Source organism: Candidatus Zixiibacteriota bacterium, from assembly GCA_022865345.1.
Lineage (GTDB): Bacteria > Zixibacteria > MSB-5A5 > MSB-5A5 > RBG-16-43-9 > RBG-16-43-9.
In genome coordinates this window covers 14550-33572 of record JALHSU010000168.1, presented here as the reverse complement: position 1 = coordinate 33572, position 19023 = coordinate 14550, and the positions used below count along the sequence as shown (strand labels likewise).

Here is a 19023-nt window from a genome sequence, read left to right as displayed (position 1 = left end):
TTTGATGGATGGGAAAGAGGAGATAAAAGGTGAGGAGATGAGCTACTATCTTCAAACCCGTAAGGGGAAAGTCAAAGCAGGCCAGACTGAGTTCCAAGGAGGATATTATCATGGAAACGAATTGGGAAGAATAAAAGATGATGTTTTCTTAGCTTCAGGTGGCAGGTATACCACCTGTGATTTAGATACTCCACATTATTACTTCTATTCCCGGAAGATGAAAATAATTGCGAAAGACAAGGTGATTGTCAGGCCCGTGGTCATGTATATCGAAAAGATTCCGGTTGCGGCAATACCGTTTTATATCTTTCCCATTAAACCAGGCAGGCACTCCGGGTTTCTGGCATTCGAGGTGGGAAACTTTGTTTCCGGGGAATACTTCATCCGTAACTTAGGTTATTACTTGGCACCTTCGGACTACTGGGACCTGGAGACCAGCTTCGATTTTTTCGAAAATACCGGCTGGCTCGTAAGAGAGAATTTCAGATATGCGAAAAGGTATCTTTATAACGGGAGCATTGCCAGTTCCTACAAAAGAGATGTCTCTGAAACAGCTTTTAGCAAAAGCACTACTGAGTATTGGGACCTGGTGGTGAACCATTCGCAGACGCTCTCCCCGGTGACCAGGCTTTCTGCGAATGGAAGGTTCGTAAATAATAGCTCATATTATCGCCTGTATAGTTTTGATGCGGCAGAAAGAAGGAACCGTATCATTACCTCCCAGGCAAATTTAGCTACCAGATATCATGGTGCGGCTATATCCCTGGTGGTATTACGGACGGAGAACTTAGATACAGATTCAAAAACAATGAATCTTCCCTCGGTCAGTCTGACCCAGCCCGCTTTTTCACCTTTTCCGAATTTGGATCCAAAGGACAGGTCTAAGCTTGGCCAGCCCAAAAGATGGTACCAAAACCTGTATCTCTCATTTGCTTCTTCTTTTCAGAACTATTATAGCAAAATCAGGGTGAGTGACAATTTTGCCCGGAAGCAATTTGTCAGTCTGGATAATTCCTTTCATTTGACTTTTCCCCAGACCCTTTTCAGTTGGCTTATCCTGTCACCTAATTTAGATTATCGAGAGACCTGGTATTATGTTTTCTCGACCGATACCAGTCTGAGCCAGACACTGAAAAATTCTTCACCCGCCCGCAGGGGAACATATTCCGTAGGTTTAAATGCCAGGACCACGATCTTTGGGACTTTCCGTCCAAAGCTGGGCAGGGTAACCGGAATCAGGCAGGTTATGACACCCAGTCTGGACTTGATCTTTGTTCCAGAGATAACAAGGCATCTTCCCTTTGTCTACTATACCGGAGTGGGGAGCGGAGGAGGAAAAGCCCAGATGCTTAACTTCAGTTTTACTCATCTTTTGCAAATGAAAACCGAGAAGAAAGGTAAAGAGAGCAAGTTTGAGCTTTTCAATTACACCCTGAGCACAGGTTACAACTTCTTAGCCAAGGAGCACAAACTATCTAATCTTTCCTCCAGCTTGAGGTCAAATGCTATTCCCGGAATAGACATAGGTCTAACATTCACCCATGACCCTTATAATCTCGAAACCAAAGAGCTTGACCTTTTACATCCCCGCCTGCTGAATTTAAGCCTGAACACCAGTCTGTCTCACAGAGGCGTCTGGGGAGCTTCGGGACAGGGTGAAGGAGAACAAGGAAAAAACGGAAAGAGCTATAATTTCTCTTTAAGCCACAGGTATTCGGAGACCAGGTACTCCCCGGGAACCATTAAAAACCACTGGCTGAGTCTTTCCCTGGATTTCTCGCTGACCGAAAAGTGGCATGTGAACTATCTTACCCATTATGATTTTACCCTGAAGAAAATCGTCGAGCAGAGCTTTGTGTTTTATCGGGACCTGCACTGCTGGGAGGGCAACTTTACCTGGATAGCCAATGGAGTCAGGCAGGGCTACTATTTCAGGATAAATATCAAAGCCTTGCCCGAAGTCAAGCTGGAGAAAGGAATGGTGGGCATCAGGGAGCGGGGGTATTAAAACTCCTTATTTTATCAGCCCCGAGTCGGGTGTATGTATAAAAAAAAATTAGAAAAATAAAAATAATCCTTGACAAACCCACATAGGTACTATATTCTTTGGGGCGTAAACTAAAAAACCTTAACCCTTAGCCCAGATTAAGGGGGTGAGTCGATGACGAAAGAAGAACTGGTTTCCAAGATTGCCAAGGAAGCCAATGTAACCAAAACCCAGGCCCACAAAGCCCTGGCCGCCTTTTTCGATGGCGTGACCAGTTCCCTGAAGAAGGGGAAGAAAGTAAGTTTCGTAGGTTTTGGCACGTTCTCGGTTGGGAAGCGTAAAGCCCGCACCGGAAGGAATCCTCAAACCGGCGAGCCGATAAAGATAGCCGCAGCCAGAGTGCCGCGTTTCAAAGCCGGGAAATCTTTGAAGGATGCTGTGAGGTCGGGAAGTCATTGAAGGATGCTGTGAGGTAGAGAAAGATTTTATGAGTTAAAAAAGGCAATCCCCCGTACGGGAATTGCCTTTTTTATTTTTTTAGAGATATTGTTGAAAATATAGATAGATTACGGATGGTGAGTCTACGTTGGCACACGTTACGATAGCAAGCCGAACCTAAAGAATCTAGTTGCAACACTTTAGAATGGTTTCCCTTTTTTGCTTGACAAAATTTAGAAATCTTTTAGATTAAGTGTGACAAAGAATAGTTTTAATATTTTTAAAGAATGGAAAACCATTGGTTAGAATCCTCTTGATGTTTTTCTTGATTTTATTTTTGACGTTGCCTGCTTTTACTCAGTCTTTGGATACTGCTTGGGTGAGAAGATTTAATGGGCAAGCGAATGACTATGATGCAGCTAATGCAATAGTCGTAGATGATTCTGGTAATGTTTATACGACTGGGAGAAGTTACGGCATCGGAACAAACTATGATTGTGTTACGATAAAGTATTATCCTAATGGAGATACTGCTTGGGTGAGAAGATACAATGGACCATCATGTGACTGGGAGGAAGCTTATGCTATTGCTATAGATGGATATGGTAACGTCTTCGTGACTGGAGTGAGTTGGGGCAATGCGACATACTGGGATTACCTTACCATAAAGTATTATCCTAATGGAGACACAGCCTGGGTCAGAAAATATAATGGACCGGGGAACTTACAGGATAAAGCTCTTGCTATTACCGTGGATGGTTATGGTAACGCTTATGTTACAGGAGCCAGTATGGGCGATACCACAGGCTATGACTATGCTACTATAAAGTATCATTCCAATGGAGATACTGCTTGGTTGCGCAGATACAACGGTCCAGACTACTCCGAAGACGATGCGTTCGCAATAGCCGTTGATGACTCTAACAATGTTTATGTGAGTGGGACAACTGGGACGATAAAATACAATGCAGAAGGAGAAGAGTTATGGGTCAGGTCCTGGGGTGGTGTTGCTCTAGCTCTCGACGGTTCTGACAATGTGTGTGTGACCGGAGGTCAGGATGACTATATTACTATAAAGTATTATCCGAATGGTGATACTGCCTGGGTAAGAAGATATAACGGTACGGGGAATCCTTATTATTATGATTATGCTACTGCTATAGCCATAGACGGTTTCAATAATATCTATGTGACTGGCTATAGTTGGGGTGACCATACATCGCACGACTACGCTACTGTAAAGTATTATACTAATGGAGATACTGCATGGGTAAGAAGATATAATGGACCGGGAAATTACTGGGATGTGGCTTTAGCTATGGTAGCAGATGATTCTGGTAATGTTTATGTGACTGGATATAGTTCCCAAAATTGGATTTGGCCAAACGCCAACTATGACTATGCCACAATAAAGTATGACTCGTATGGAAATGAAATTGGAGTGAGGAGATACAACGGGCCTGGAAACTTGGATGACAAATCTTATTCCATTACAACAGATAATTATGGTAATGTCTATGTAACTGGTTGCAGTTATGGTATAATAGGGTTAGGTGACTATGCTACTATTAAATATATTAATTTTTTTATGCGCGGAGATACGAATGGTGATAAACAACGGGACGTTTCAGATATAGTTTACCTAATCAATTATCTTTTTAGGTATGGACCTGCTTCGAATCCTTCAGGATCAGGAGATGCCAACTGTGACGGGAAAGTATCCATTTCTGATGTGGTTTATCTTATAAATTATCTATTAAAAGGTGGATCTCCACCTCCTTGCTAAAGTCACTCTGTCCCCTGAAAAAGCCCTCTTTGAAAAATTGAGGGCTTTTTATTTAATAAACTTGAGCATTCACATTACTTACACCTCGTCCTTGAAAGTGACCAGATGGTTCAAAGACGGTTTTCTATTAAAAAACAATTGACATTTCATTGATTTGATGATAAGATATTACAAAAATAAGTGCTTTAGTTTTCAATTACCAGATGAGTTGATAATATGAAGCTTTTCAAAAATATCTCTGCTGACCGGAAAAACGAGATCTTTGGGGTTTTGCTCTGGGCTTTGGCTTTATTTGTCTTACTCAGCCTTATCACTTACAGCTATGCCGGAGACACAAAGTTCCTGAATCAGCTATCTTGGAACAGTTTGGGTAAGCTTTTCACTCATCCTGTAAAAAATCAAGCTGGCATTATGGGAGCTCTGGTCTCTTATGCCCTGTATTATCTTTTAGGTCTCTCTTCTTTTTTCCTGCCGATAATTTTAGTTTTCTGGGGAACTAATTTTCTTTTCAAAACTGAGTTTTCCACCCTTTTCAAAAAGACCGTCTATATCTTTGCCTTTATTTTCCTTCTGGGAATTTTTTTCTCTATCTCCTGGGCTAATGCCAGTGCCGGGCAAGATTTTTCTAAAGTAACCATAGGCGGATGGTTTTCTCTTCTTTCTGCTAAAATCCTGGTCAAGATCTTTGGGACCTTTGGCTCTTACACCCTCAGTTTAGCCTTCTTAATAGTGGTGGCTTTACTGGCTACACCCTGGAAGTTCTCTGAATCTTTGCTTTTCAGCAAATCGATCTTCCAGAGATTTTACGATCGGGGAAGCAAGTGGTGGGGGTTAAAAAGGATGGAGAAAAGAAGGACTCAGAGAGTTGAGGAGATCAGGGATACTTTGGAGAAGGACAAAAAAGATGAACATATAGTCGAAGAAATTCCACAGATAAAAGATGTCAGGCACGAAAGAATAGATTCGGAAGAGGAAAGGGAGGAGCAGGTAAACTTAGTCGGCGAATTGAAAAGCTCTTTGAGGTTAGTCCGGGGTAAAGAAGAGAGCAAGATCGGAGCTTATCAGTATCCAGGGCTTTCGATTCTAAATGAGCCTCCTCAGATAAAACCTTCAGTCACGAACGATGAGCTGAATCAAACGGCTAAAGTGTTAAGAGAGACTCTGGAAACTTTTGGCATAGGGATAGAGGGAGATTTAATTGAGAAAAGTCCGGGACCGGTGATCACCCGGTATGAGTTCAAACCTGCTCCAGGGGTTAAGGTAAATCAGATAATGAGCCTGTCAGATGACCTGGCTTTAGCTCTCCAAGCCAAGAGGATAAGGATAGTTGCCCCAATACCAGGAAAAGCAGCTGTGGGTGTGGAGATACCGAATAAAAGTCCGCAAACGGTATATCTTAAAGAGATTTTAGTCTCTCCTTCTTTTCAGAACACGAATCATCGTTTAGCTATAGCCCTGGGCAAAACTATTTCTGGTGAGCCTTTAGTGACTGACCTTTCCAGGATGCCTCATCTGCTGATCGCCGGTGCTACCGGCTCCGGAAAGAGCGTCTGCATAAACGTGATTTTGGCCAGCCTGCTTTACCGTCTTCATCCGGAGGAGATAAGGTTCATAATGATAGATCCCAAGATGCTGGAGTTGACCGTTTACAACCAGATCCCTCATTTAGAAAGGCCTGTGGTCACTCATCCGAAAGCTGCGGAGAGAGTGCTATCTGAAGCGGTAGTAGAGATGGAGGAAAGGTATAAGAAATTAGCCCGGATAGGAGTTAGGAACATCGAGGATTACAATAAAAAGAAGAAAAAAGAGGGGTTGCTTCCGTATTTAGTTATAATCGTGGATGAACTGGCTGATCTGATGATGTCCAGCTCTTTGAAAACCGAAGCTTTAATAACCCGTTTAGCTCAGATGGCACGGGCAGTAGGAATTCACCTGATCTTAGCTACACAGAGACCCTCAGTAGACGTTATCACTGGCTTGATCAAGGCTAATTTTTCTTCCAGGATAGCTTTTCAGGTAGCTTCCAGGATAGACTCCCGGACGATAATCGATGGGTCAGGTGCGGAAAAGCTTTTAGGAAGCGGGGATATGCTTTTCATCCAGACTGGCCATCCTGAGCCCCAGAGAATTCATGGAGCTTATATCAACAGCGAGGAGACTCAGAAAATGGTGGATTTCATTAAATCCCAGGATTACGTTCCCACTCCCATCGGAGTTTTCACCCGGGAAGACGATAAGCTGGAGCTAACAGAAGGATGGGATGAAAAAGAGGAGGATGACCTTTACAAGCAGGCAGTTGAGATAGTCATACGCCACCGGCAGGGTTCGGTCTCCCTTTTGCAGAGAAGATTAGGAGTAGGATATCAAAGGGCGGCCCGGCTCATAGACCAGATGGAGAGGGATGGGATAGTCGGACCCTATGACGGGAGCAAAGCCAGAGAGGTTTTGGTGGATAGAAGCTATTTGGAAAAAGGGGATTTACCTCTTGAGGAAAAAAAGAATGAAGAGAACAATATTTAGTCTTACCTTCGTTTGGTTCTTGATCACTCCAGTCTGGATTCATTCAAACCAGGGGTTGACTTCAGAAGAATTAGCTTTAAGGATAGAGGAAAAGTATAATTCTTTAAAAACTCTCTCCATCAGTTTTCAGGAGGAGATTAAGTCTGAGGATTTTTCGACTCTGCGCAAGTTCAAAGGGAAGATGTATCTGAAAAATCCGAACAGGTTCAGGATAGAGATGCCTTTGCAGGTGGTGGTTTCTGATGGAGATTATATCTGGGTCTATTCCAAAGAGAATAAACAGGTGACAAAAAATCGCACAGACAAATCAAAAGACCTTTTCAGGCCGAACGATTATCTTTTCAATTTCAGGAAAAATTATAATTATAATCTTGAGGGGGAAAAGAGAATCGCCGGGAAAAACTGTTATAAAATGGTTTATACTTCCAAGACCGAAGGCGAGTTTTTCACCAGGATCACAGTTTTCTTTGAAAAGGAGACTCTTTTAGCCCAGAGGATTGAGTATCAGGACCTGAATGATAACCTCACTACTTTGAGTTTCAGGGAGATAAAGCCGGATGTGGAGATTTCAGATTCCAGATTCGTGTTTAATCCTCCGGCAGGGGTGGAGTTGGTGGACTTGACCGGGATGGGCGGTAAAAAAGAATAAAAAATCTCTTAAATGTTATTCTGAGCCCGCCGAAGGCAGGACGAAGAATCTGATTTCACTGAAGAGCGAGATTCTTCGGTCATTCCGCCAAAGGCGGACTTCCCTCAGAATGACAATAATGGAAGGTTGTGGAGTAAATGGGAATAAAAGTAAATATAGTAAAACTTGGGTGTCCCAAAAACGATCTGGATTCCGAGGCTATCCAGGCTCAACTGGTCTCTTGCGGGTTTGAGTTGACCGAGGAAAAAGATTTAGCAGACATCTTTGTCGTCAATACCTGCGGGTTCATCGACGAAGCCAAAAGAGAGTCAGTAAATGCGATTTTGGAGCTTTCCAGATTTAAAAATGGGAATAACGGGAAAAAGATCGTGGTGACCGGATGCCTGGCTCAAAGATATAATTCCCAGTTATGGAAATCTATGCCGGAGATAGATGCGATTTTAGGGTTAAATGAGTTGGACAAAATAGGCAGGGTATGTTCTGAGATAGAAAAGGGGAATAGGGTTTGTTTTATTTCGCCTGTGCCTGAGGAGTATGAAGAATCCTCTAAGTCAAAAATGCCTCAGTTCTCACCTTATGCCTACCTGAAGATAGCAGATGGTTGCGATAATTTCTGCGCCTACTGTTCAATTCCACTTATCAGGGGAAAATATAGAAGTAGAAAGATTGAAAAAATCTTAGAAGAGGCAAGGACTCTGGCAGGAAACGGTGTCAGGGAGATAAATCTGATAGCCCAGGATACAACTCTCTATGGGCAAGATATCTATGGAGGAAAGAAATTACCTGAATTACTCTCTTCGCTTTCCAAAATTGAAGGAATCGAATGGATCAGGCTGCTTTATACTCATCCGGCTCATTATTCCGGGGAATTGATTGAAGAAATTGCCTCAAATGAGAAAGTTTGTAAGTATTTAGACCTTCCGCTCCAGCATATCTCAGATAAACTTCTTTTTCTGATGGGAAGAAAAATTCAGCGAAAAGGGGTTGAAAGACTGATTGATAACTTGAGAACCAGAATTCCAGATTTAGTCTTGCGGACTACTTTTATTGTTGGTTTCCCGGGAGAAAGCAAGGAGGAATTTGACGAGCTTCTGAATTTTGTGGAGAGCCAGAGATTCGACAGGTTGGGGGTTTTCACGTATTCCAGAGAGGAAGGGACTGAAGCCTTTAAATTAAAAGAGCACCTGTCTTTCAAGGAAAAAAACCAGAGATTGGATAGACTTATGACCTTTCAACAGGGGATTGCTTTTGAGAAGAATAAAGAAAGAGTAGGAGAAAAGGTCAAAGTCCTGATCGAGTCAAAGGCAGATGGTCCCAATGGAATGCCCGGTCACTACATCGCCCGCAGCCAAAAAGAAGCCCCGGAGATTGATGGGGTGATTCTGGTTAAAGGAAAAAATTTGAAGATTGGAGAATTTGCTGAAATCAAAATTACCGGGTGGAAGGATTATGATTTGATAGGGGAGGTTTTGTAACTCTGTAGGGACAGAACATCGTTCTGTCCATTTGAATTTAAGTTTCAAAGGTAATGATGATATGAAGACTGTTAGATCAAGGAAGGAGATAAAACCTCTTTTACCCCAGATAAGAAAACTTCTGGAAAGAGTTTACGGCAACAGGCTGGTGGATGTTTTTCTTTATGGCTCTTTTGCGAAAGGCAGAGCAAATAAAGAATCGGATATAGATATTGCTGTTATTCTCAAAGGAAAGGTGAACAAAGGAAAAGAAATAGATAAGATATGTGAGGTTCTATATGATTTGGAGCTGGACACTGGTGAGTTGATTTCAGTTTATCCTCTTTCGGAAAATGAACTTGAAAACTCAATTTGGCCATTATATCAGCATATCAAAAAAGAGGGAATAAAGATTTGAAAGAGATAAAAAGCCTAATCCAGAGGGCCAAGAGGTATATCAAAAGCGCAGAGATACTGTTGAGAGAGGAAGATTTTGATTCCTCAGTATCTCGCTCTTATTATGCGATGTTCTATGCCGCCGAAGCGGTGCTTTTAACAAAAAAATTGGATTTCTCATCTCATAAAAGCGTCATCTCCCTTTTTGGTAAGTATTTTGTAAAGGCCGGTATCTTTAAACCTGAAATGGGCAAAAGGTTAAGCAAGACCTTTGAGAAAAGATTGGTTGGTGATTATAGTTTTGCTCCTCAGGTTGGAAAAGAAGAGGCAAAAGAGGCACTGACCTGGGCTAAAGAATTTCTCGGGGATATAGAAGACTATCTTTCAAAAGAAGCTAAGACAAATTAGAAATAAATACCTTTGTTATGCTCAAACTCAAAGAAATAACCTGTAAGAACGCCTTGGTTAAATCCCGGATTTCAGGGGTGGATTATTGTTTGAATCCATATACCGGGTGTGAGCATAACTGTGCCTATTGCTATGCTATTTTTATGAAAAGATTTACTGACCATTCGGAGGAATGGGGGAGTTTTGTGGATGTTAAGGTTAATTTCCTGGAAAGGCTGGAAAAGGAGGCTAAAAGAGCCAAACCTGGAGTAGTGATGTTAAGCTCGGTAACGGATGCTTATCAGCCTTTAGAGGAAAAGTATAAACTTAGCCGTGGAGCTTTGGAGATACTTTCCAGATATAATTTTTCTGTGCATATCCAGACAAAATCTGACCTGGTCTTAAGGGATATAGACCTTCTGAAAAAGTTAAAGGACCCTGAGGTCGGTTTTACCATCACCTGCCTGGACCTTGAGATCCAGAGCAAATTCGAACCTGGAGCTTCGCCTGTGGAGAGAAGGTTTGAAGCATTGAAAAGGTTAAATCAAGAGGGAATAAACACCTTCATCTTTTTTGGTCCAATTCTTCCTTACTTCTCCGACACAGAAAAAAGCATAAGCTCGGTTTTCAATAAAGCGATTGAGGCCGGGGTAAAATATATCTATGTTGACAAGATGAACTACACCCCGTCCATCTGGTCCAGACTTAATAAGTTTTTGAGCTTGAATTTCCCAGAACTTTTATCTCATTATCAGAGTACTTATTATTCAAATGGGTCTTATGCTGAAAAACTCAGAGCAAAAATCCGAAAATTACATAAGGATTCACCCTTTGAGTTGGAGTTAGTATTCTAAAAAAGAGAGAGGATTATGGTCCTGGGAATAAAAATAATCCGTAAAGCAGGGCTGACTATCTCCAAGTCTGTTACCTTCATTCTGATTTTTATCTACCTGCTTCAGACTGCAGGACTGGTCTACCTTCTTTATGAGAGGGGAGAAAAAGTCAAGCTCATCCAGGAGCAGGAGCAGAAGATCAAGGAATTAGAGGACCGGGTCAAAATCTTAAAGATAATCGAGGATTTCAAGGTAGGGTTAAGCAAGGAAGATACTGTTAAGCTCGGCGGTGTCATTTATTCCGAAAGCAAAAAATATAGCTACGATCCGCTTCTGATTATGGCATTGATTTTGACTGAAAGCTCTTTCAAAAAAGATGAGGAATCGATGTTAGGAGCTCAGGGTCTTATGCAGGTGAAACCCTCGGTAGGGCAAGACTTAGCCAGAAGAAGCGGCCTGGAGTTAAAAGACTCTCTCTCCTTGTTCGACCCGGCTTTGAATATCCAGTTAGGGACTCTGCATCTTTTTGAGCTGATTCTGAAATTCAAGGATGTTAAGAAAGCGCTAATCGCCTATAACGTGGGTGAGGATGCCCTGAGAACGAAGATTAAATCAGGCGATAAACTCCCCACCTATTTCTTAGCCAAGGTACTTAAAAGATATAAGGAGCTTAAGGCCAAGTATGGCTGATCGGGTTTACAAGTCCAAATCGAAAAGAACTTCTTTCTGGATTAGAGTCTTTTTTTTAGTCTCCATTTTTTTTTCCTCAAAGAGCTTAGCCCAGGAAAAGATTGTACCTCTGACCAATGAGGTATTTTTGAGGCAGACTATAAAAGATGTGTTAGAGGATTGTCTAAAAGATGCCCCAATCGATTCACAGATGGTCTGGGTAAAGGAAGAAGGGGAAAATCAGTCTGCCTGGATAGTCAAAGAGGAAATAGTTTCGTTCCTTTCCAAAAGAGGGCCGGTCGGCGTAGGAAAAAAAGAGGGACAGGAGAGCTTCTCGCCGCTGTTGTCTTACAGGATTATAAAGCTGAACCTGGAATATCCGGAGATCAAAAGGAAAAAGCTCTTTGGTAAAAGCTGGATAACAAGGGAATCACAAGTAGCGATATCTTTTAGCTTGAGCGATCCGGATGGAAAAATCTTATGGAGTAAGAGAGGAGAGAGAAAGAATTCTGATCTTCTGAGGAAAGAAGAGCTTCTTTCACTGAATAACAGGCAATATCCGTTCTTATGCCCTGAGATTCCAGAGAGCACCTGGGGGAAGTATATAGAACCGGCTGTAGTTACTGTGGTAGTAGGGGGTTTAATCTATCTTTTTTTTGCCAACCGTTAAAAGGAGAAACATGTTTAGAAAATGGTTGTGTCTTAGTCTATTACCTTTGATCTTAAGCTGCGCTGCTGCCCGAAAGGAAACTCCGGTTCTGGGAGCTGAGGATCAGTTCGCTTTAGCCAAGAAAGAGTATAAGAAGAAAAAATACTCTAACGCAGTCATGGAGTTTCAGAAGCTGATTTTCAACTATCCGGGTGCTGCCTTTGTGGACTCAGCTCAATACCTTTTGGGGATGTGCTATTTCAAAGATAAGGACTACTCAAGCTCAGTTGGAGAATTCAAAAAAGTGCTTTCCTCTTTTTCTGAAAGCCCCCTGGCAGATGAGGCTTCATTTATGATAGCTTATGCTCATTATAAGGATTCGCCCAAGGCAGAACTCGACCAGACTAATACCTTGAAGGCAATCCAGGAGCTGAAGGATTTTCTGGATGAATATCCGGAGAGCCAGCATGTTCAGGAAGCGCAGAAGCTTTTATTTGAGGCACGTTCAAAACTGGCTCAAAAACTATATAATAATGGCCGCATTTACTATAAGTTGAAACATTACAATGCCGCTCTAATCTATCTTCAGGATGTGTTGGACCAATACTCTGACACAAAATATGCGGCTCCAGCCAGTTTCCTGATAGCGGAATCCTACCGGGAGCAGAAAAAATCTGATCTGGCAGAGCTGGAATACCGTAAATTCTTAGAGAAATATCCGGGGGATAAATTAGCCGGCAAGGTAAAAGCCAGGCTTAATAAATTGGATAAAGATATTCAGGCCAAGAAATAGGAGATCCTGACTTAGAATGCCAAGGGACAGAAAAAAAAGATTGGGGATTTTAGGCGGAACCTTTGATCCGATACACTGCGGGCATCTGATCCTGGCTGAGCAATTAAAAGAGGAGTTTAAGCTACAGAAGGTAATATTTATCCCCTCGGCTAATCCTCCACATAAGGAAAACCATCCCATCTCTTCAGCTAAAGACCGTCTGCAAATGGTCGAGATGGCAATTCGGGATAATCCGGATTTTTTGATCTCCGATATCGAGCTCAAAAGAAAAGGGAAATCCTATACCATAGATACTCTGACCCGGCTTGCGAAGCTCTACAAAGATTCGGAGCTTTTTTTTCTTTTAGGCTCAGATGCAATAGATGAGCTACCAACTTGGAAGGAGCCGGAAAAAATTTTTCAGAAGGTTAAAGTGGTGATCGCTTTAAGGCCCGGATTTAACAGGATAAATCCAAAGAATAGATTTGTTAAAAGAAGTCTTTTGATTCCAATAAACGGATTGAATATCTCCTCGACCCAGATCAGGGAGAGGGTCAGACAAGGAAAATCGATCAGATATCTGGTCCCTGCGGGAGTGGAAGAGTTCATACAGTCCAAAAATCTTTACAGGAGCTTATGGAAGAAAAATTCGAAAGATTTAGCCGGCAAAGACAAGAAATCCTAAAGACCTTAAAAGGAACCAAAATCCATCCGACTGCAGACTGGATCTACTTCCAGGCCAAGAAAAAAATCCCCAAACTTTCCCTGGGCACAGTCTACCGCAATTTGAATAATCTTCACCAGAAGGGAGCCATAAGGAAGCTTCAGTTTGGCACGCCCTTTGACCATTTCGATGCGGATACCTCTTCTCACCAGCATTTCATCTGCAAAAAATGCGGGAAGATCTACGACCTTTTTCTGGATCTGGAAAAAAACCTGAAGGCTGAAGCTCAGAAAAAAGTAAAGTTCAGAATCGAAAAGGTGGAGGTTGCATTTCACGGCGTTTGTTTAAATTGTTTAAAACTTAATCAATAGTTTTTTTTATTCGTATATGATAATGGTTATTGTTATTATTTTAAATGGGCTTTTTATTTTGAGGGGTGAGGATGTCCAAATCCAAGAAGAAGGAGATCGAACCGATCTCGCAGAAACTCTGCTGGCATCCCTACAAACTCCAGAAGCTGAACCTGCAGCAGTTCATCAAAGTGGTGAATAAGATCTTAAACGAGGAGTTAGAGATCCTGGATATACGGGAGGAGAAAGGAAGAGGAGACGAAACGCTATAAAGGGATCGATGAGGTAGGGTAAAGCCCTGGCTTTAAAAAAAGAACCGGGGCTTTTGATTTTTTGTAGGGGCAGACCCCTATGTCTGTCCGAATAAATCGGAGCGAACACATAGGTTCGCTCCTGCTTCGGCATCGACACGGACGATGCACTCCAAAGGCGTGGAGACGCATGCGATGCGTCTCTACAGAATTTTTTATTTACCGCGCTTATTACTATCCGCAGGTCCGCTGTTATAATGACCAATCAGCTCTGTGGCTTTGCCCTTTTCATCCACTACGAATTGAATCCGGAAATAATCCAGGCCATCCAGCATAAACCAGTGGTCACCCATAGATATGAGTTTGTATTTAGGTCTGTTTTCACGCTGATAATATAATTCTCCATTTTCAAACAAGATTTTTCTGGGACCATACTGGCCTGCATATATTTTCAGATTTTTCTCCTCGATTTTAACCGGATTGAGCAATACTTTTTTACCCTCTATTGCCCATTTAAGTTCAGCCTCTCTCTTTGGGTCTTTGACTTTTTCAAGCAATTTCTCCAGTGCTTTGAGATGAGCTACATCCAGTGCCTTCTCTTGAGGTACTTCAATGTTAGGAGTGATCCCCGTCCCTTCCCAGTTGGTGCCAGTGATAGGATTGATTGCCCGTCCAAAGGGCAGGCTCATACCTACATTAAGATAGTGAAAAATTTTAAAATCGACGGGATGGGCTCCGCCGCCGGTGGTCTCCCCGATTATGGTCCCTCTTTTTAAGTTCTTGAGATTGTAGGTGAACTCCTCTGCTCCAGAAAAAGTGTAACTGCTGGTAAGGACATAAACATCCACATCGGTCAAGCGGGGACCTTCAACGTATGCCTGGGTCCAGAACTGATGGATGGAATCGGACTTGCGGATGTAGAAGCTGTTGAGATGAGTCGGCTCCTTGAGAAGATAGCTGGAGATAAGCTGGATCATGCTGGGCGAACCGCCTCCGTTCTGACGCAGGTCGAAAATGATGGCATTTGCATAGGCTAAGAAATTCATAGCGGCAATGGCAGTAAATCCCGCATCTGTAGCTTCCGAAAAACAGCGGAGATCGAGGTACCCGATATTCCCCTCCAGAAGTTTTATCTCCTTGAAACAAAAGTTATCCCTGCGTCTTTGCTCAAGGTCTCTTTTTTTCTCCTCATCTGTGAGGGTATCTCCTTCAAACTTAGCAATCATCTCGTCAGATGCGAACCTGACCCCAAGATGCTTATCCTTACTTATTTCTTGGAGATCCTCGGTCAGCTTTTGACAGAACTGGTTTAAGCTGGTTATGTTTTTATATTTTCCCTGATCGTACTGTTTGTGGAGGTATTTCTCCATCTCCTTTGCCACCTCCGGGAAAACATAGACTTCATTCAATGCCCGGGACACGCTGTCGATTACGTCCAACTGCATTTGTGCGTCAATTAACCTGTCTGGTGGCTTTTGAGAGGGTGGCTGTGCCTGTACAGATTTCAGGAACAAACCAAACAGTGTCAATAGTATTAGAAAAAAAAGAATTAATCCCGCTCTAAACAATAAGCCCTGCATTTTACTCTCAGCTTCAAACTTTACTTGGGACATAACACCTCCTTTTTAAGTTTTATGGTTTATTTTTCAAATCCAAGCTCAAGGGAATCCCTCCACGGTGGTAGAGGGTTGCCCAAGGCTGATCTCCAGATAATTCGATAAAGCCTAAAGAGCGATAGAGATTATAAGCTGCAGTTAATCTTGGACTGGTGAGTAAAATTACTCTCTTGGCACCTGAGTTTTTCGCTTTTTCAATTGCGGCAAGTGCAAGTTTACGTCCTACCTGCTGTCTTTGAGCAGTTCTTTTAACCGCCATCTTGGTCAGCTCATAGGTATGTCTATCATGTTTGATTAATGCAGTGGTGCCAACAATTTTACCATTCAGGCGGGCAAAGAGAACAAACCCTCCGGGCTTGATTATTCTTTCGTAAGGGCTGGAAAGTAATTTTTTATCCTCTTTTTCCACTTTAAAGTATTCCCTGAGCCATTCATAGTTGAGTGACTTGAAGTATTTTTTAAACTGTGGCTGGTAATTTAGGATTTGAATTCTCTTGAGCTGGCGATTTTTGATTCGTTGAGTTATTCTTTCGTACATCCCCTTTTCCTTTAAGGCGTCCTCTAATCTTTCAACTGTTGCTAGAAAATCATCACCCGCTTCACTCAAAAGGTCACTTGCCGCAGATTTGAAATCTTTCCAAACCGGCTCAAGCGAGGATAGGGCTTTTCTGCCCTTTTGGGTGAGTCGCAGAAGCCTTTTGCGTTTATCTTTTTTATCACTAATCGATTCCGCGAACCCTCGGCGTGACATCTCTCCGGCAATCTGATTGATAGCTGGATGGGTCATCCCTAAAGCCTGAGCTGCATGGGTAACTGATATTTCACCCGATTCCTTCAAAAGATAAAAAAGTGGAAACCAGCGCGGCTCAAAATCCAAAGATAGCTCCTGGTAAATGCGGGCACCATCCTTATAGAGCCACTCTGTCAAACGCCTTAACCTGCTGGCGATAGCTAAGGGCCCAAGCTGTCTTAAGAGGTCCATATGTAGGTACCTTTTTACTCTCCTTAATAACTATAAATATTACGTAAGTACTTACATATTTGTTCCAAACTTTTTATATTAAATTAAAAAAATATTACCCCCGTCTGAGCTGAGGATTCTACTTTTTGAAATTTATTAATGCATGGGCATGGATCGCCATGCCTCTCTCCAAGAACAAATTGCAGGGGTACCAAATTTTGAACCCCTACGCCAATATGAATTTATTGATCTGCAACAAAAAAGGGGGCGCGGGAACCCTTGTGTTTCAGCCTATTAACAAGATTAACAACAAATTAGCCAATTACCTCGATACCCATAATAACCCATCATAACCCAAGAAAACCCAACTCCAATTGAAACAAAATTTAAACAGGAGATAGGGGGGTAGCGTCCCCCTATCCCTATTTGTGCAAAATTACATCTGCCTGAGAGAATCTCTACGGGATTTTATGGGGAAACCTTACTAACGGTCGCATTTCAGCAGGCACAGGGTGTGAGAAGATTTTCAGGTTGGGAAAACGTCAGGTACAATAGAGTAGCGAACATTGAATTACGCGAAAAAAGTGAAAACTCCTCGGGCAGAGCTCAAACCTGCAACTTGACGGTTAACAGACGCTCACTCTACCAGTGAGTTACCGGAAAAGATAGGTTTTTTTAGCTATTGACAGCAGAGACATATCTCGATACGTCTCTACGATCTTGAGAAGCGAGTGAGAATAAAGAAGGCGTCCCTCGTACGGGACGCCTCTTGCAATTTCCTCGTTTCAGCTACCGAACGAACCGTTCAAACAGGCAAGCCGCAACAATTCAGTCCATCGTCATTTCCTGGTTGTGAACGACCAGGTCGTGGACCATTTGCTCGTACCGTTCGCGTTGGTCGCGTTCACGCGCCAGTAATGGAGCGTCTTGCCAGCAAGCCCGGTGACAACCGTCGAGGTCGACGTGATGCCGGATCGATCATACACGTTCGTATTAAACGACTGGTCCCAACACACCTGGACGCGATAGGACGTCGCGCCAGAAGACGCATTCCACGTAAGCGTCGGAGATCTCGGCACGTTGTTCGCACCGTTGGCCGGGGACACGAGCGTGGGCGCCGCAGGACCCATGCCTGTGCCTGTCGTGAAGCTCCGGACCGTAGACCAGTTGCTCGTGCCGGCCGCGTTGGTCGCGTTCACGCGCCAGTAATACAGCGTGCTGGGGGCCAGCCCGGAAACGCTCACCGAGGTCGAGCTGATGCCAGCGTGATCGTACACGGTCGTAGTGAATGCCGAGCTGGTGGAGACCTGGACCCGGTAGGATGTCGCGCCAAAAGACGCATTCCACGAGAAAGCGACAGGAAGCGTCACGCCGGTTGCGCCGTTCGCGGGAGAGCTCAGTACAGGAGGCGCGGGTACAACCGGGGGCGTCGTGCTGATGATCGAGTAGAGAAGCCTGTTGGCCGTCCCCATGGGAAGACTGGTAATCACGCCGGTCGTGGCATTGCCGATTATGGCGTTGTGAACCGAGGCAGGCGTCGCAGTGGGGTTCGCTTCGAGGTACAGAGCGGCTGCGCCCGCCACGTGCGGAGCGGCCATCGACGTGCCTGACATGGTCGTTGTTGCAATGTCCGAGGTGTAATAGTCCGACGTGACGTTGACCCCGGGAGCCTGAACGTCAACGATGCTTCCGTAGTTCGAGAAATAGGCGAACGCATCGGAGTTGTTGGTCGCGCCCACGGTGAGCGCCTCACCGACGTCAGCAGGCGACTGAGTCGAGGCATCGGCTGACAAGTTTCCGGCGGACACGCAATAAGTCACCCCATCGGCAATCGAATTCCTGACGGCCTGGTCGAGCGCCGCATCCAGGGGCCCGCCGAGGGACATGTTGGCGACCGCAGGAGTAGTGGTGTGATCTCCTGTTACCCAATCGACCCCGGCAATCACCTGAGCGTACGTGCCGTGGCCAGTGTCGTCCAGCACGCGGACGGCGATCAGGCTAACAGCCTTAGCAACGCCATAGGTCGCCCCGCCAATCGTGCCCGCAGTGTGCGTACCGTGGCCATTGCCATCCGCCGCTGTACCGCCCGTTGTGATGGCGTCATAACCGGTAACCGCACGGCCGCCAAAGTCCACGTGCGTGAATCGGATGCCGGTATCGAGACAATACACATCAACTCCAGCACCGGTTTGGTTGTAGGTATAGGAGTTGTCCAGAGGAAGGGCCCGCTGATCGATCCGATCCAGTCCCCAGGTAGGATTAGTCTGGGTAGCATCCATATGCGCTATCTGATCCTGCTCTATGTAGGCGATGCGCGGATCGTTCCGTAATGCCTCGACCACGGCAGGGGAAAGCTTCCCTGCAAATCCTTTGAGAGCATGCTTGTAGCGAAAATCCGCTTTGAGAGTATACCGCTGACCGATCTCATCCACGTCTTTGTCTACATCTGCAACTGATTCCTTAAACACCACGATATAGGAACCAGGAATATATTTTGCCCCCGGAGTTTGGTTGAACAAAGGAGCCAGTTGTGCTTGGGGTCCCGTGATCTTTTGGGTTTGCTTGGAACAACCGCCCATCAGCATTGCCAGCACTACTCCTGACAACAGCAACCAGAAGAACAACTTTTTCATATCAAACC

General features: G+C 44.0%; 18 protein-coding genes. 15 read left to right on the top strand and 3 right to left on the bottom strand.

Features of this window, described 5'->3' with window-relative positions; translation table 11 throughout:
* From MUP17_08270 to MUP17_08200, 15 genes are all read left to right on the top strand, one after another.
* The coding region (locus MUP17_08270) for a hypothetical protein (protein ID MCJ7458972.1) at window positions 1-2008 on the top strand (2008 nt) is incomplete at its 5' end.
* Between the two features lie 153 nt (window positions 2009-2161).
* Complete coding sequence (locus MUP17_08265; protein ID MCJ7458971.1) at window positions 2162-2446, top strand: HU family DNA-binding protein; 285 nt, start codon at window positions 2162-2164, stop codon at window positions 2444-2446.
* A 358-nt stretch (window positions 2447-2804) separates the two neighbouring features.
* Complete coding sequence (locus MUP17_08260; GenBank protein ID MCJ7458970.1) at window positions 2805-4211, top strand: SBBP repeat-containing protein; 1407 nt, start codon at window positions 2805-2807, stop codon at window positions 4209-4211.
* A gap of 216 nt (window positions 4212-4427) precedes the next feature.
* Window positions 4428-6731, top strand: coding sequence for a DNA translocase FtsK (locus tag MUP17_08255; GenBank protein MCJ7458969.1), 2304 nt, complete (start codon window positions 4428-4430; stop codon window positions 6729-6731).
* Window positions 6712-7380, top strand: a complete 669-nt coding sequence (locus MUP17_08250) for an outer membrane lipoprotein carrier protein LolA (GenBank protein ID MCJ7458968.1) — start codon at window positions 6712-6714, stop codon at window positions 7378-7380. Before MUP17_08255 ends, MUP17_08250 begins: the two co-directional genes overlap by 20 nt.
* A gap of 137 nt (window positions 7381-7517) precedes the next feature.
* Window positions 7518-8855, top strand: coding sequence for a 30S ribosomal protein S12 methylthiotransferase RimO (rimO, locus tag MUP17_08245; GenBank protein ID MCJ7458967.1), 1338 nt, complete (start codon window positions 7518-7520; stop codon window positions 8853-8855).
* Between the two features lie 61 nt (window positions 8856-8916).
* On the top strand, window positions 8917-9252 hold the full coding sequence (locus MUP17_08240) for a nucleotidyltransferase domain-containing protein (protein ID MCJ7458966.1): 336 nt from the start codon (window positions 8917-8919) through the stop codon (window positions 9250-9252).
* A complete protein-coding gene (locus MUP17_08235; GenBank protein MCJ7458965.1) occupies window positions 9249-9638 on the top strand; it encodes a HEPN domain-containing protein in 390 nt (129 codons plus the stop codon). Before MUP17_08240 ends, MUP17_08235 begins: the two co-directional genes overlap by 4 nt.
* A gap of 17 nt (window positions 9639-9655) precedes the next feature.
* Window positions 9656-10471: a radical SAM protein gene (locus MUP17_08230; GenBank protein ID MCJ7458964.1), complete on the top strand. Its 816-nt coding sequence runs from the start codon at window positions 9656-9658 to the stop codon at window positions 10469-10471.
* Between the two features lie 15 nt (window positions 10472-10486).
* Window positions 10487-11140: a transglycosylase SLT domain-containing protein gene (locus MUP17_08225; GenBank protein ID MCJ7458963.1), complete on the top strand. Its 654-nt coding sequence runs from the start codon at window positions 10487-10489 to the stop codon at window positions 11138-11140.
* Window positions 11133-11789: a hypothetical protein gene (locus tag MUP17_08220; GenBank protein ID MCJ7458962.1), complete on the top strand. Its 657-nt coding sequence runs from the start codon at window positions 11133-11135 to the stop codon at window positions 11787-11789. Before MUP17_08225 ends, MUP17_08220 begins: the two co-directional genes overlap by 8 nt.
* Window positions 11790-11799: 10 nt before the next feature.
* A complete protein-coding gene (gene bamD, locus MUP17_08215) occupies window positions 11800-12561 on the top strand; it encodes an outer membrane protein assembly factor BamD (GenBank protein ID MCJ7458961.1) in 762 nt (253 codons plus the stop codon).
* Between the two features lie 16 nt (window positions 12562-12577).
* Window positions 12578-13225 (top strand): nicotinate-nucleotide adenylyltransferase, encoded by a 648-nt coding sequence (gene nadD / locus MUP17_08210; protein ID MCJ7458960.1) that lies wholly within the window; start codon window positions 12578-12580, stop codon window positions 13223-13225.
* Window positions 13177-13575 carry a transcriptional repressor gene (locus tag MUP17_08205; GenBank protein ID MCJ7458959.1) on the top strand — a complete coding sequence of 133 codons (399 nt, stop codon included), beginning with the start codon at window positions 13177-13179 and terminating at the stop codon, window positions 13573-13575. The genes nadD and MUP17_08205 overlap by 49 nt, the downstream gene beginning before the upstream one ends.
* 71 nt (window positions 13576-13646) lie before the next feature.
* Window positions 13647-13826 carry a hypothetical protein gene (locus tag MUP17_08200; GenBank protein MCJ7458958.1) on the top strand — a complete coding sequence of 60 codons (180 nt, stop codon included), beginning with the start codon at window positions 13647-13649 and terminating at the stop codon, window positions 13824-13826.
* 194 nt (window positions 13827-14020) lie between these two features.
* Here MUP17_08200 and MUP17_08195 read toward each other — a convergent pair whose 3' ends face one another.
* The 3 genes from MUP17_08195 to MUP17_08185 form a co-directional block, all read right to left on the bottom strand.
* Window positions 14021-15418, bottom strand: coding sequence for a S41 family peptidase (locus MUP17_08195; GenBank protein ID MCJ7458957.1), 1398 nt, complete (start codon window positions 15416-15418; stop codon window positions 14021-14023).
* A gap of 19 nt (window positions 15419-15437) precedes the next feature.
* On the bottom strand, window positions 15438-16403 hold the full coding sequence (locus MUP17_08190; protein MCJ7458956.1) for a bifunctional helix-turn-helix transcriptional regulator/GNAT family N-acetyltransferase: 966 nt from the start codon (window positions 16401-16403) through the stop codon (window positions 15438-15440).
* A gap of 818 nt (window positions 16404-17221) precedes the next feature.
* Window positions 17222-19015, bottom strand: coding sequence for a S8 family serine peptidase (locus MUP17_08185; GenBank protein ID MCJ7458955.1), 1794 nt, complete (start codon window positions 19013-19015; stop codon window positions 17222-17224).
* Between the last annotated feature and the right edge of the window lie 8 nt (window positions 19016-19023).

Coding starts and splice junctions, on each gene's coding strand:
- MUP17_08220 (MCJ7458962.1), top strand. CDS start 11,133: ATGGCTGATCGGGTTTACAAGTCCAAATCGAAAAGAACTTCTTTCTGG.
- MUP17_08190 (MCJ7458956.1), bottom strand. CDS start 16,403: ATGGACCTCTTAAGACAGCTTGGGCCCTTAGCTATCGCCAGCAGGTTA.
- MUP17_08200 (MCJ7458958.1), top strand. CDS start 13,647: ATGTCCAAATCCAAGAAGAAGGAGATCGAACCGATCTCGCAGAAACTC.
- MUP17_08250 (MCJ7458968.1), top strand. CDS start 6,712: ATGAAGAGAACAATATTTAGTCTTACCTTCGTTTGGTTCTTGATCACT.
- MUP17_08195 (MCJ7458957.1), bottom strand. CDS start 15,418: ATGTCCCAAGTAAAGTTTGAAGCTGAGAGTAAAATGCAGGGCTTATTG.
- MUP17_08185 (MCJ7458955.1), bottom strand. CDS start 19,015: ATGAAAAAGTTGTTCTTCTGGTTGCTGTTGTCAGGAGTAGTGCTGGCA.
- MUP17_08225 (MCJ7458963.1), top strand. CDS start 10,487: ATGGTCCTGGGAATAAAAATAATCCGTAAAGCAGGGCTGACTATCTCC.
- rimO (MCJ7458967.1), top strand. CDS start 7,518: ATGGGAATAAAAGTAAATATAGTAAAACTTGGGTGTCCCAAAAACGAT.
- MUP17_08205 (MCJ7458959.1), top strand. CDS start 13,177: ATGGAAGAAAAATTCGAAAGATTTAGCCGGCAAAGACAAGAAATCCTA.
- nadD (MCJ7458960.1), top strand. CDS start 12,578: ATGCCAAGGGACAGAAAAAAAAGATTGGGGATTTTAGGCGGAACCTTT.
- MUP17_08265 (MCJ7458971.1), top strand. CDS start 2,162: ATGACGAAAGAAGAACTGGTTTCCAAGATTGCCAAGGAAGCCAATGTA.
- MUP17_08255 (MCJ7458969.1), top strand. CDS start 4,428: ATGAAGCTTTTCAAAAATATCTCTGCTGACCGGAAAAACGAGATCTTT.
- MUP17_08240 (MCJ7458966.1), top strand. CDS start 8,917: ATGAAGACTGTTAGATCAAGGAAGGAGATAAAACCTCTTTTACCCCAG.
- bamD (MCJ7458961.1), top strand. CDS start 11,800: ATGTTTAGAAAATGGTTGTGTCTTAGTCTATTACCTTTGATCTTAAGC.
- MUP17_08230 (MCJ7458964.1), top strand. CDS start 9,656: ATGCTCAAACTCAAAGAAATAACCTGTAAGAACGCCTTGGTTAAATCC.